This window comes from Taibaiella sp. KBW10 (genome assembly GCF_003852495.1).
In the GTDB taxonomy this organism is placed as follows: domain Bacteria; phylum Bacteroidota; class Bacteroidia; order Chitinophagales; family Chitinophagaceae; genus Edaphocola.
The window spans coordinates 327,258-340,884 of the sequence record NZ_QAJI01000004.1 but is presented as its reverse complement, the minus strand read 5'-3'; the positions used below and the strand labels follow the sequence as shown (position 1 = coordinate 340,884).

The 13,627-nt window shown below is 40.9% G+C and carries 14 protein-coding genes; 7 read left to right on the top strand and 7 right to left on the bottom strand.

The window, feature by feature from the left end:
- Positions 1 to 22 precede the first annotated feature (22 nt).
- The 7 genes from DBR32_RS09225 to DBR32_RS09195 all read right to left on the bottom strand — a co-directional run bounded on the left by DBR32_RS09225 (position 23) and on the right by DBR32_RS09195 (position 7,815).
- A complete protein-coding gene (locus DBR32_RS09225; RefSeq protein WP_124636021.1) occupies positions 23 to 1,174 on the bottom strand; it encodes a BT_3928 family protein in 1,152 nt (383 codons plus the stop codon).
- 11 nt (positions 1,175 to 1,185) lie between these two features.
- Positions 1,186 to 1,728: a DUF1599 domain-containing protein gene (locus DBR32_RS09220; protein WP_124636020.1), complete on the bottom strand. Its 543-nt coding sequence runs from the start codon at positions 1,726 to 1,728 to the stop codon at positions 1,186 to 1,188.
- Positions 1,729 to 1,743: 15 nt separating this feature from the next.
- On the bottom strand, positions 1,744 to 2,988 hold the full coding sequence (locus DBR32_RS09215; protein ID WP_124636019.1) for a DUF1015 domain-containing protein: 1,245 nt from the start codon (positions 2,986 to 2,988) through the stop codon (positions 1,744 to 1,746).
- Positions 2,989 to 3,054: 66 nt separating this feature from the next.
- Positions 3,055 to 4,842, bottom strand: coding sequence for a BamA/TamA family outer membrane protein (locus DBR32_RS09210; protein WP_124636018.1), 1,788 nt, complete (start codon positions 4,840 to 4,842; stop codon positions 3,055 to 3,057).
- Complete coding sequence (locus DBR32_RS09205) at positions 4,835 to 5,914, bottom strand: DUF5074 domain-containing protein (RefSeq protein WP_124636017.1); 1,080 nt, start codon at positions 5,912 to 5,914, stop codon at positions 4,835 to 4,837. Before DBR32_RS09205 ends, DBR32_RS09210 begins: the two co-directional genes overlap by 8 nt.
- A gap of 12 nt (positions 5,915 to 5,926) precedes the next feature.
- Positions 5,927 to 6,472, bottom strand: coding sequence for a glutathione peroxidase (locus tag DBR32_RS09200; protein ID WP_124636016.1), 546 nt, complete (start codon positions 6,470 to 6,472; stop codon positions 5,927 to 5,929).
- Between the two features lie 41 nt (positions 6,473 to 6,513).
- The gene (locus tag DBR32_RS09195) at positions 6,514 to 7,815 is read right to left on the bottom strand and encodes a hypothetical protein (protein WP_124636015.1); all 1,302 of its coding nucleotides are present in this window, start codon (positions 7,813 to 7,815) and stop codon (positions 6,514 to 6,516) included.
- Positions 7,816 to 7,924: 109 nt separating this feature from the next.
- Between DBR32_RS09195 and DBR32_RS09190 the strand changes: the two genes are divergently transcribed.
- From DBR32_RS09190 to DBR32_RS09160, 7 genes are all read left to right on the top strand, one after another.
- On the top strand, positions 7,925 to 8,620 hold the full coding sequence (locus DBR32_RS09190) for a 2-C-methyl-D-erythritol 4-phosphate cytidylyltransferase (RefSeq protein WP_124636014.1): 696 nt from the start codon (positions 7,925 to 7,927) through the stop codon (positions 8,618 to 8,620).
- Positions 8,607 to 9,530: a hypothetical protein gene (locus DBR32_RS09185; RefSeq protein ID WP_124636013.1), complete on the top strand. Its 924-nt coding sequence runs from the start codon at positions 8,607 to 8,609 to the stop codon at positions 9,528 to 9,530. The genes DBR32_RS09190 and DBR32_RS09185 overlap by 14 nt, the downstream gene beginning before the upstream one ends.
- A gap of 62 nt (positions 9,531 to 9,592) precedes the next feature.
- The gene (locus tag DBR32_RS09180; protein WP_124636012.1) at positions 9,593 to 10,249 is read left to right on the top strand and encodes a CoA transferase subunit B; all 657 of its coding nucleotides are present in this window, start codon (positions 9,593 to 9,595) and stop codon (positions 10,247 to 10,249) included.
- Positions 10,250 to 10,678: 429 nt separating this feature from the next.
- The gene (locus tag DBR32_RS09175; protein WP_199724432.1) at positions 10,679 to 11,149 is read left to right on the top strand and encodes a DUF1573 domain-containing protein; all 471 of its coding nucleotides are present in this window, start codon (positions 10,679 to 10,681) and stop codon (positions 11,147 to 11,149) included.
- 36 nt (positions 11,150 to 11,185) lie between these two features.
- Positions 11,186 to 11,569, top strand: a complete 384-nt coding sequence (locus DBR32_RS09170) for a DUF1573 domain-containing protein (RefSeq protein WP_124636011.1) — start codon at positions 11,186 to 11,188, stop codon at positions 11,567 to 11,569.
- Positions 11,570 to 11,725: 156 nt separating this feature from the next.
- On the top strand, positions 11,726 to 12,994 hold the full coding sequence (locus DBR32_RS09165) for an MFS transporter (RefSeq protein ID WP_199724431.1): 1,269 nt from the start codon (positions 11,726 to 11,728) through the stop codon (positions 12,992 to 12,994).
- Positions 12,991 to 13,443 carry a GNAT family N-acetyltransferase gene (locus DBR32_RS09160; protein ID WP_199724430.1) on the top strand — a complete coding sequence of 151 codons (453 nt, stop codon included), beginning with the start codon at positions 12,991 to 12,993 and terminating at the stop codon, positions 13,441 to 13,443. The genes DBR32_RS09165 and DBR32_RS09160 overlap by 4 nt, the downstream gene beginning before the upstream one ends.
- Positions 13,444 to 13,627: the final 184 nt, after the last annotated feature.

The window sequence follows — 13,627 nt, the reverse complement described above, 5'->3', positions numbered from 1 at the left end:
TTTTTAGGAAAGTAACCATTGCTTATTTAGGGGTAATTACAGATTTTGGATAATCCTGTCTGCTCCATTTCCCAAGAATGGTGCCATTTTTGATCAGCATTAAACCACCATTGCTTCTCATAGCCGTTTTACATACGGTGCCATCTATCGCATAAGCATCGGCATCCAGCTTAAACTTAGCTTTAAAGCGGTTGGTTGCGGCTTCATCATTGGCAGAAAGGATATAGAACCCGATACCTTTTGCATAGGAATCTTTGATTAGCTGGCGTAAATCATCCATGTCTTTACCTGATACTTTATCGGCATCTTTTACAAACAGTAAGTAAGAGTAGCCTTCATCTTTCAACAGGGATTCGGTATAATCCTGTCCGGCAAAATCGCGAACAGAAAAGTCTTGTATTTTAGGTGTTGCATTCCCTTTTTCGATCAGGGATGTTTTGCTTTCGATATATTTCAGGTTCCACAAAGTAGAGTCCGCCATAAATTGCTCCTGGGTATACTCTACCCGCTTGCCATCTTTTTCATAAACCAATACGGATGCATATACATCTGGTTTGGCACCGGGAGGCACCTGCATATCTTTCCAGATATTTACGCCTACTTTATAAGCCAGGCAATCTACATAAGGCAAATGCCTTAATGCATAAAACTGTATGCCTAGTGTCGCAATGAGGCCTACAAAAATCACTGCGGTACCCCATTGTTTCTTGAATAATCCTGTTATCTGGTTTCTACCCAGAAATAATAAAAAGACGAGGATCAGCAAGATAAGATCTTTAATAAAAGATTGATACGCTTCCAAAGGAATACAATCTCCAAAACAGCCACACTCCTTGATCTTACCCGAAAACACGGCATATCCTGTAAGGAAAGTAAAGAATATGGTTAACAATAAAATCAAAAAAGAGACCGAACGGTAAGCATAACCGATCAGCATGGCAATCCCGGCAAGGATCTCAAACGTGATCATCGCAATAGATATATACAGACTGTATTTAACAAATGCCTGCATTTTCCATACTTCAAAAAATTCATCCATCTTATAAGCCAAACCGGAAGGATCATTGGCTTTTACCAATCCGGAGAAGATAAAGAGTACACCGACCAGTATTCTTACAATATTTAAGATATAAAAGCCTGCTTTTCTGGGTTTTGGGGTAACGATTGTATTCATTGTGATGAAATTTATTTTTGTTCGTCTATTAAAATTAATGCAAAAATGGCGTAGTTGATGATATCGCAAAAATTGGCTTCCATTCCTTCTGAGATAATGGTTTTCCCGTCATTAGCGAGAATCTGTTTGATGCGTAAGAGTTTGGTGAGGATCAGGTCGGCAAAAGACTCCTGGCTCATATTGCGCCATGCCTCGCCATAATCATGATTTTTTTTCAGCATTAAGGCCCTTACAAAATCCACCTGTGCCTTATACTGTTCCTGTACGATAGCGATATCCAGTTCTAAAGGATCATTGTCACCAAGGCCTGCCTGTATTAAAGCAATATAACCGTAATTGATGATCCCGGAAAACTCACTGGCTATACTGTCTTCAATCTGCTGTACCCCTTTATTTTCCTGTATCTGACGAATGCGCCAGGCCTTTATGTAGATTTGGTCTACAATAGAAATAGGCCGAAACATACGCCAGGACGTGCCGTAATCTTGCGCCTTTTTCAAAAAGACAGATTCACATGCGGCTACTACGGTATTATATTGTGTTATCGTGTTCATGTTTATTGCTGCTGTTTAGATCATGTGTACCACAAGCCCGTCTCTTGTTTTGGGTTCAAACCATGTAGACTTGGGTGGCATCACTTTTCCCCCATCGGCTACTTCAAATAATTGTGATACACTTACCGGATAGCAAGAAAAGGCTGCAGCCATCTCCCCACTATCTACTTTTCGCTGCAGGTATTGTAAGCCGCGGATGCCCCCTACAAATTCTACTCGGGTATCTACCCTCGGATCGTGAATATTTAAGATCTTGCTCAAGATATTATTTTGTAAGATACTGACATCAAGAACACTCACCGGGTCTTTGGTATAAGTATCGGGTTTCACTTTAAGGATATACCATTTTTGGTTAAGGTACATGCCGAATTCATGTGCCTGTTGCGGGCGGTAAGGGCCACCTGCAGGCGCTTCACTCAGTTCAAAATCTAGCATCAGTGCTTCCATAAATGCCGCTTCGCTCAGTCCGTTCAGGTCTTTGACAACCCTGTTATAATCCATAATCGCCACCTGGCTCTCGGGGAAAACACAGGTCAAATAATAACGATATCCCTGTTTTTTATCTTCCATGGATGCCTGCTGGTCAAATTCATGGGCGACCTGCAAAGCAGATGCTGTACGATGGTGACCGTCTGCGATATAAGTATAGGGTATTTGCTCTTTAAATATATGGGTAATGGTTTCTATCGTATGGGCATCATTTACCACCCAAAAAGTATGCTGAATGCCATCTTCTGAAACGAAATCGTTAGTAGCTTCATGATCTTTTTTCCACTGCTCCAACAGCTCGTTTAAATCCGTCACGTCTTTACAGGCCAGAAAAACCAGTCCGGTATGCGCATTGGTGCTTTTGATATGATTGGCGCGGTCGAGCACCCGGTCCGGCCGGGTAAATTCATGCTTTTTAATCAGCTCATTCTCGTAATCTTCCAGAGAGGAGCAGCAAACAAGGCCCGTTTGGCTACGGCCATCCATGATCAGTCTGTAAATATAATAACAGGCTTGCTCATCCTGCGTCATAATACCCCCTGCGATAAACTGCTCCAGGTTTTCCTGCGCTTTATCATATACCTCAGGACTATTCATCCCCGTTGTTTCGGGAAGGTCAATTTCCGAACGCGTAATATGGTTAAAATTATACGGATTATTTTTCGTCGCATTCAATTCATCTGCACTGGAAACATCATAGGGTAATGCCGCGACCTGCGCCGCAATATCTGTTCTGGGTCTTAATCCTTTAAATGGTGCAATTTTTGCCATGAAATCTATTTCAATTTTTTTGAAGAATGCCAAAATTAAGGCATTATTTTTATTTTACTTCTGCGTTTAAAAGTAGGTCACATATCCGAAGTGAATTTTAGCATTTCTAAACTGGAAATGTTCACCCTCCTGCTTTCCCAAAGCCAGCACGATATTGAAAATCCCGGATTTGTTTTCCAGGGTCAAACCCGTCCCGAAACTTAAAGGCGTATTAGAAGTATGTACCAAATTATATTGTGTATAGGTCTTGCCGCCGTCACCAAATACGAAAAAGTAAGACTGGGCAGACAACAAAGCCCTTAATTCTATCGTCATCAGGTGGTATTGGTTCGCATAAATACTCCTTTCATCAAAACCCCTGAGTAGCCTGAAACCTCCGATCTGGTATAATTCATTTTGATATAATTTATTACCACTGATGTATGCCCCATCATAGGCCGTCTTTATGGCCAGCAGCTTGGCCAGGGGTATAAAAAATTGCAGGTTACCATTTATACGGTATTGAAAAGATGTTTTATTCGCTTCCTCATACAAACTATTATAGTCAAAGCCATCTGTAAGCGATAAGATCGCATCATTTTTTAACACATTGCGCTTTAATCCGGCTATACTGACATTGGCCGCCCAGCCTTTGGTTGGGTTTTGTATATAATTCGTACGGTTCAGGACAAAATCAGCGCTGAATCCCCGGGTATTGAGGTCTACATTGTTATTGAGGGTTTTATTGGCCCTTACATAAGCGGTATCGGGGTTTTGTATGCGGTTGTTGTATAATTGAAAGCTCAGCCGAAGATAATCTTTGGCATTAAACATATAGCGTGCACCCAGCTCATAAGAAGTCCTGCGGAATAAGGTATCCCGGCCAAAATATTCAAACTTGCCATCCAAAGCGATATTGGAACCCAAAATATAAGGCACGATCAGACCTGCATTAAATTGCGGGGAACGAACCTGCAGGTTTTTATAGGTCACATTAAAGGTCTCACCATAACCAAAAGTATTATTCAATAACAATAACACGTCTGCGGTCCATACAAAACGTTTGGCTTCCTGGCTGTTGGGTTGCAGGCCGATCAAAGCATTGATCTGGTTTGCATTTTTATCATTAAGGTATAGATTCAGGTTATTTTTATCTACAGAGAAATACATTTCCCAAGGCCGTACCTCTTTTAAAAACGGTAATTCCTGTATTTTTTTCGAGATGCCGCGTAGCGCACTTTCATTATAGGGTTTGTTTTGCCGGATCCCTAAATACGACTGCAGAAACTGGTTTTCAACACTGGTATTGCCAAATACTTTTATAGAATCGATGGTAATATAAGGTCCTTGCAGAAACCGCATTACGGCATTAAAGGTATGGTTGCTGTCTATATAAGTACTGTCCAGCCCGATATATGCAAAAGGAAAGCCATTATTGTCTGCATAGGTCAGGAGGCGTTCCATCAAAGTACCGATCCTTTGCGGGCTCAATACTTTATTTTCATAATCCCGCTCTACAATACCGGCATTGTTCAGAATGGTTTTAGGCACAGATTGTAAACTAATCTTGCCGATTTTATATACTGCTCCGATGTGCACTTTTGCGTAAAAAGTATCCTGTTGCTGGAGGAGTTCATCTACAGATGCTTCCAGATAACCCTGTTTATGCAGTGCGATAAGTTCTGTTTGTAAATAAGCAGAAACACTTTCCTTACGGTCAAATTTCTTATACGGAGGTAATTTGTGTTTTGCCTTGTCCGTTACTGTGATAGACAGTATAGGGGCTCCGGGCGTTTGTGCCCATGCTGAACCGGCCAAACAAAGCCCTAAGAGGATAAGGAGAAATCGTAATCTGATGGTATAAATATTATTCAAAATAAAAATAACCCGGTCCCAGTTCTGCCAAATATTGATCAACTAAGCTGCCATCAGGATTGTAGACCAGTACACTCCCCTTCTGCGTAAAGCCTTTAGGGTCGCCGATATATATTTTACCGCTTAAGGGATCAATACCCAAGCCCCAGAAATACTGCAGGTTTTGTGCTGCAATAAAAGCCTGTGTTGGCGCTTGTGTCGCCGTTATGGGCATTCTGTATATCCCATTATAACTGTTTACCCGCCCCTGATAATCTACTCCGATAAAATACAGCGTATCCTTAGTTGGGTTAAAGGCAGGTTTGATCAGTTCCGCATCTGCACCAAAAGAAATTGTTTTAAGGATACTGTTATTGGCAGGGTTGATCTGTGTAATAGTCGCCGGTTTATGGTATAGGGGGTTGCCCGCTACCACCCAAAGCATATTATTTTTATCGGTCAATACCTGTGTGGGTGCATAACCCCCGATCGGTATACGATTGGTGATGCTATTGCTGGCCGGATCGATCTCGTAAATAAAATTACAAGCCGTATCCCAGGGGCAAACATATATCTTATTGTTTAAGGCAATAATACCTTCATTGTTCTTGTTGGTGGTACTGATAGCACCGGAGACGGTATTGGCAGCTAAGTCTACTATGTAAATTTTATTGCCATACATATTGGTAACATAAGCCCTGTTGTTACCGGCTACTTGCATATACCTGGGCTGTGGAATACTGATCTCGGTTTGCTTTGTAAAGGTATTTTTATCAACCACCACAATTTTATTGGAATTGTTGATGATCAGGTACAATTTATCCCCGACAACCGTCATGCTTTGAAATACATCACCCAATAGGCTTCCATTGTTCTGGTTGCTATATACATTGTTGACAATGCTGTGTTTACTTACGTCAATATAACTAAGAGAGGCATTTCCGTTGCCGAAAACGCCTTCATTAGCAATTACTATTTTTCTTTCTGTTGTTATTTGGCCCTTATCGCCCGGATTCGGTTTGTCTTTTACACAAGAAAAAAACACCGTGCTGCATAGCAGTATGACCAGCCAAAATCCTTTACTATAGTTCATGAACAACAAGCGTTATTTTTTTAGGTTAGATACAATTTCGTCACTCAGGGGTTTCGTAGCCGGACTGAAATGTTGCACCAACTTCCCGTTTTCATCAATCAGGTATTTCTGAAAATTCCATTTTACAGAACTGCTTTCCGTTCCATTATAGCTTTTATTGGTTAACCACTGATAAATAGGCGCCATATCTTTACCTTTTACCGATATTTTTGCGGCCATTGGAAAGGTAACACCATAATTCTTTTTACAAAAAGCGGCGATATCTTCATTTTGACCCGGCTCCTGCCCCATAAAGTTATTGGCAGGGAAACCCACGATCACCAATTGATCTTTATATCGTTCGTACAATTGCTCCAGATCTTCATATTGTTTGGTAAAACCACATTTAGAAGCGGTGTTTACAATCAGGATTTTTTTGCCCTTAAAAGCGGCAAAGTCGATCGTCGCACCATCTAAAGCCGCAACTTTAAAATCGTATATGGATTTGGGTATTTGTGCATTCGTCTTAGGATTGCAGGCAAATAAAAAAGACAGTAATGCCATCAGATAGTATTTCATTGTTGAATAATTAAAAATTGATCTTCAAATTTAAGCTAAAATTACGAATCTGCTTTCCGAATAATAAGATAACGTCCCTGTTCAAAGAATATTGCAATGCTCACAAACAAGCCAACGATCATTAAATAGAGATACGGAACCTGGATAAAAAATAAGAAGATCGCGAGGTATATTTTGAAAGAACCCATCAGGAAAATCTTGTCGTTTATTTTGGTACGCTTAAACCAATACCATATTCCCATAATGGCGGTTGCGCCCAAACACAGGAACAGATGGGCTTTTTGCAGGTATTTCAAACGCATTTCTATCGGGAAGCCCTTTCTTTCGTAAAACCAAAAGGCAATGCCATGACCGCTATACAAATGAAAAGGTTTATTGGTGTAAATATTCAGGTGTTTCCATTCTCCCAGGGCAGATATATCATAATGCTTATAGCCTTTATAGAAAATACTCCAGTCCTTACTTAAGAAAGGTATCACATACAGTATACAAATAAAGAGGAATACAGTAAGCGCTGTCGTCCAAAAATGTTTCCTGTTTTCAGACAAAAAGATCACCAGGATGGCCAGCGGCAGCCATAGTAATAAGCTGTATCGGGACAGCAGGCAAATGCCAATGATGAGGCCTCTGAATACAGCATTCTTTGTGTTCAGCGAGACAATAAGTAAAATATAATAGCCGGATACCATCATTTCGATCACATTAGCTACAATACTGTCGTTATAATAACAGATGTAGAAATAAGACATGACCAGCAATACCGGTGCAAAGAACCGGACCATTACATTTTGCGACCGGAAACTGCGTATTAATAAGACTACCGCAGCGATGATCCAAATGCCAATGGCAATCCATCTATAGTCAAAACCACCCTTTTCGGCAATCAGGTAAGGCATCCACTGCATGGGCAGGTAAGTAACGGGCAAATGGTAGCCGAATTTTTCTATCGGTTCATACACAAAAGAACCCTTCAGGTAACGCTGACAAAGCTCGGCCACGGTAGGAATTACATCGGAGGTTTCTGGACCCACCGGGACGCGCAGAAAGAGGGCGATATTGCTTCTGGAGATAAAGGCAATCGCAATTAAACTGAGCAGCACCATGATCAGGCTCAGCCAATTTTTCCGCTTGGCTTCTTTTATCCGAACAGATAAAACAGCATCTTTGTTGTAGAATTTAAGCAACAAAATAACTCCAAAAAGAAGACTCGAAAAGAAAAAACCAAATGCATTAACCGGTTGATCGAAAAATTTCTTGGCGTAAACGCTAAACAGGATTTCCAAAACAATGGCAATCAAGAGCAGGAAGTCAAATTTGTTTATTTTTTTTATTGGGCTAACCATACGAACTTAAAGTTTCTTAAGTAATAGAGTGCGGCGAAAATAGTAAATATTATGCTTTATCTACATTCTATACTACCTTTGTCTGCAAAAAGAAACCTCATTTTTACTCATGATTCCAGAACAAGCGCCATGCGTAGCAGTAATCGTTGCCGGTGGTAAAGGGTTACGCATGCAAAATGCCCTGCCCAAGCAATTCTTACCCCTACAGGATAAACCCATATTATACCATACAATTGCGGCTTTTATAGAGGCCATTCCTGCTGTACGGATTGTACTGGTATTGCCTACCGAACAGATCAGCTATGCCAATATGGTACTACAGCAATTTTCCGGTGGCGTAGAAATCACCATTGTGCATGGAGGCCCCAGCCGGTTTCACAGTGTAAAAAACGGGTTGCTTGAGGCAAAGGAAGAAGATATTATCTTTGTTCACGACGGGGTAAGGCCTTTGGTGTCGCCCGAACTGATCCAGAGATGCTATGCCGCTGCTCAGGCACATGGAAGTGCTATCCCTGCCATTACCGTGAGCGACAGCATCAGACAAGTTAATAACACGGGCTCTATCGCAATAGATCGAAATGCCCTGCGGGCGATACAAACGCCACAAACCTTTAAAGGATCATTATTGCTGCCTGCATTTGCGCAGGAATACCGGGAAGACTTTACCGACGAGGCCAGTGTGGTAGAATGCTTTGGTCAACCAGTACATCTTGTGGAGGGCGAAAAAAGTAACCTCAAAATCACGACGCCGGAAGACCTGCTTTTTGCTGCTGCCTTATTAAACCAACTTCATGAAAACAATTAATCTCTTTTATATATTTCTGCTTGCATTTTGCGTACCGGCCAAGGCACAAACGGTAGACACCACTACCTTTTATATACCCGTAGAGCTGGATGAAGTCATGGTTTTGGCCAGAGAAGGAGGCTTTAATGTGGCCAATTTTATTAAGGTGATCAAAGAAGATACCACTTTTTACAAAGCTTTTAAAACCATGCATCTGCGTACCTATGATGCGGAAAATAATATTGTGGTATTCAATAAACGGGGTGCGGTGTCTGCATCTTTACAAAGCGAAACCAAACAGATATACCGGAATGGATGCCGTACCATGAGGGTACTGGAGGAAAAGACTACCGGCGATTTCTATACGAAAAAAGGAAACTATAATTACTTTACGGCAGAGCTGTATGCCAACCTCTTCTTTACGCGAGGCACCGTTTGTAAGGAAGACAATGTAGTGAAAGGCGCTTTAAGCCGGGAAGTGTCCGGTAACCGTATTGAAAAAAGCAAAACACAGCTTAAACTATTAATGTTTAATCCCGGTTCGAGTATTCCGGGCTTACCGTTCATTGGTAATAAAGTGGGTATTTTCGAACCGGAGGTGGCTAAAATGTATGATTTTAAGCTTACAGCACAGGCCAAAAACGGGGAAGAAGCTTATTGCTTCGAAGCGTTACCGAAAGAAGCGTATAAAAACAAAGTAGTGATCAACCGCTTCATCACCTGGTTCCGACCGTCCGATTACTCCATTATCGCCAGGGATTATTCCCTTTCTTATGACGCGTTCGGCTACGATTTCGATGTCGTGATGTATGTTGACCTGAAGCAGGTGGGCAATACGCTTTTACCTTCTTATATCAGCTATAAAGGCAATTGGAAGGTTGTATTGAAGGATCGGGAAAGGGTTAATTTCAAGGCTACTTTTACCTACTAAATTATAATTGCAGGACTCGAAAAAATATATACATTTGCGTATTACAAAACACTAGCGTAATTATGGGTTTAAACAGAGATCAAATCGCTCAACGTATTGCCAAAGAATTAAAAGACGGCATGTATGTAAATCTGGGTATCGGCGTACCAACACTGGTGGCCAATAACGTACCGGATAATATTGAAATTGAATTGCAAAGTGAGAATGGAATGTTAGGGATCGGCCCTTTCCCTACGGATGAAAACGTAGATGCAGATTTGATTAATGCCGGAAAACAAACCGTTACGCTACGTCAGGGAGGCAGTTATTTCGACAGCGCCTTGAGTTTTGGGATGATCCGTGCCGGAAAAGTAGACTTGACGGTTTTAGGTGCAATGGAAGTATCTGATCAGGGTGATATTGCCAACTGGAAAGTACCGGGCAAAATGGTTAAAGGTATGGGTGGTGCGATGGATCTTGTGGCTTCTGCCAAAAATATTATCGTCGCGATGATGCATACCGATAAAGAGGGCAATTCAAAATTACTATCTCAATGTACGCTGCCGATCACAGGTTTAAAATGTGTACAGCGTGTGGTTACTGATCTGGGCTTTTTTGAGATTACCCCTGAAGGCTTTGTATTAAAAGAATATGCACCCGGAGTAACCATCGAAGAGATTAAAGCCAAAACAGAAGGCCGTTTAGTTATTGCGGCAGATGTAAAGGAAATGGAATGCTAAGCACAGTTGTGCTCATTTAGCAGCGGTGTTAATATTATAGTAAATCAGATGCCTTACGGTGATTATTAACTCTTTAGAAGGATTTTGAGCATAATTTTCTATTGTAATGTTATTATTTTTTACATAACTTTGTTTTATAAACTCATATATTAAATATTTCAATTTTTTTTCAATGAAAAAATACACACGTATTATTGTTATTGTATTTGCGGTACTCTTTACAGGTACTTTGTTGCAAAGTTGTGGAGGATCTAAGAGAAGCAAATATAGTTGCCCCAACAAAATTTAATACTGGGCTTTACAGCGTTATATACGTTATGCAGATGTTTTTAACCTGCAATTAACCCATATAATCTTTTTTTGTATCTTAAGTAGTTATAACTTTGTCATGAAAAATACATTTACAAACTAAATAAAATTTCAATAAAAATGAAAAAACCATTAATGTCTTTAGCAGTATTATTGCTTATGGGTACTGCTGCATTTGCTCAAGAAAACAGAAAATCGCTGAAAGCGAAAGAAGAAGCTGCAGTTGCTGCTAACCCTGCTGACGTAATGAAGTTCAAGCACGAAGTTCATGATTTTGGTACCGTAAAAGAAGGTGATAAAGCCGAGTTTGATTTTGAGTTTGTGAACAAAGGAAAAGAGCCTATCATTCTGCAATCGGTAACTGCTTCTTGTGGTTGTACAAGCCCGTCTTGGTCTAAAGAGCCGGTAAAGCCAGGTAAAAAAGGAATTATTAAAGTAGCTTATTCTACTCCGGGTCGTCCAGGTCCAATTAATAAAAATGTTACGGTTACGTCTAACATGGGTACTAAAGTAATCCAGATCACAGGTAATGTAACGCCAAAACCAGCTACTTCTGCACCTGAGGTAAAATCAGTAATGAAAGCTAATTAAGGCTATTTTTAGTTAAGTATAAAATGATTTTTTAAAATGAAAAAGACATTATCTTCACTAATATTAGCGCTTACCTTCTCTATTGTAACTTTTGCACAGGCAGGACCATCTTTCCGCTTCAAAGAATCAAATAATTCTTTTGATTTTGGAACCGTAAAAGAGGGACCGGATGCTATTCATGTTTTTGAGTTTACCAATACCGGAGATCAGCCAATATTAATACAGACAGCAGAGTCATCTTGTGGATGTACGACGCCAGATTGGCCTAAAGCACCAATCTTACCTGGAAAAACAGGAAAAATCACGGTTAAGTATAATACCGCTAACCGAGTTGGCCCTATTAACAAATCTATTTACATTAAATCTAATGCAAGCAGAACCCCTGTAGAATTAAAAATTACGGGTAATGTTGTAAAATAGTAAGACCTGCTCCGCAGGATCATAAAAAGGCTTCTCTCTACAGAGGAGCCTTTTTATTTTTTCAGAAACCAAGCCGATTCTTTTTCAAGAATAACTAATAATCAATAGATTAAACTTTTCTTAAGAAGAATCAGCCCTTAGAGATAAAACGTACATTTGCCCTTTTCCCACCTACCCGTGCAACGAATATTCAGAATATATACCGACTCTTTTAAAGGACTATCTATCGAATCATGGATGCTTTCTGCTGTTATGCTCCTGAACCGGGCCGGCTCCATGGTACTGCCTTTTTTGGGCGTATACATGGTCGACCACTTGAAATTCAGCATAGCAGACTCAGGAATGGTCTTAAGTTTTTTCGGTGTAGGTGCCGTGGTCGGTTCCTGGTTGGGTGGCTATATTACAGATAAGATAGGTGAGTTTAGGATACAGGCATTCAGTCTGTTCGCTAGTGTTCCGATGTTTTGTTTACTGCCCCTGTTTACCACGCCCATAAGCCTGGCGGCTATGGTTTTTGTACAAAGCGTAACCAGCGAGATCTTTAGACCGGCCAACTCTGTCGCTATTACCAAGTATGCACAGCCCGAGAATATTACCAGGGCATTTTCCCTGAATCGAATGGCGGTAAACCTGGGCTTCTCTATCGGCCCGGCGCTTGGCGGCTTACTGTCTGCTATTTCTTATAACTTTCTGTTTATCTCCAATGCGATTGCCGCATTGGTAGCCGGTATTGCCTATGTATACTTTTTCCGAAAAAGACATCTTCAGTTCAAAGTACAGAAAGCAGCCGTCAAGGAAGTGCCTGTTGTCCGGAAAAAAGAGCGTTCTCCCTATACTGATGGCCGGTTTATACTGTTCTGTATCTTGTGTACCGTCTTTTCTGTTTGTTTTTTTCAATTACTGAGCACCCTGCCCCTGTTCTATAAAGATACGGCGGGCTTAAGCAGACAGGAAATCGGGGTATTACTCGGATACAGTGGTATTGTCGTAGTGCTTTTTGAAATGCTTTTGGTACACATTGCTGAACACAAACTCAGCATTACCCAAACTATGGTGATCGGTACGCTATTATGCGCGATTTCCTATAGTATGCTTGGTTTAGACCACCACCTGATTGTACTATTTATTTCCATTACACTGCTGAGCCTGGGAGAAATCCTCATTTTGCCCTTTATGTCTACCATCACCGCGGTAAGGGCAGGAAAACATAATAAAGGGAGCTATATGGGTATGAATGGTATTTCCGTGGCCCTTGCATTTATCATTTCCCCTTTACTCGGTTCCAAAATTGCAACAGTCTTCGGTTTTGATCAGCTTTGGATTGGCACCGGGATTTTATTGGTGCTCACCAGCATCGGTTTTCATTTCAGTATCAATTATTTATTAGATCGTAAAGGGAAGAAGGCTAAACAATCAAACGTATGAGTAACACCACGATCCGGTTTTGCCCGCTTGGGGAAGAAACGATAGCCACCATGATCCCCATGATGGAAGCCTTTTATGCTATAGATCAGTATCCCATTGATCCGGTACGCACACAGCAAATGTTACATACATTTCTTCAGGAAGAAACGTTGGGAAAAGCATGGCTGATTATGGACAATGCCGAAGCGATCGGTTATACAATCCTTACGTTTGTCTGGAGTTTCGAATATGGCGGACGAATCGCCTTTTTAGACGAATTGTATATATCCGATAAAGCAAGAGGTAAAGGCGCCGGTGGTGCAAGTGTTGCCTTTATTAAGACACAACAAAAAGCATTGGATCTGAAAATCATCTACCTGGAAATAGAGCCCCATAATGCACCTGCACGGACATTATACCAAAAATATGGTTTTCTGGCCCATACTAGGGAATTGATGATCCTGAAGTAAAATTATGGCCCTGGACATAAACATGCGCATAAAATTTCAATTTTCCCCTTAACGCCAGGTATGTTTGCCGCCTTCTTTTTTGCAACAACTGTGCGATGGCGGGCATCGTTTTAGGACTGACCGGTATTTATTTTCACAGTACTTCAGGCAAAACCAAACACAAAATACATAAGGGATACGGACA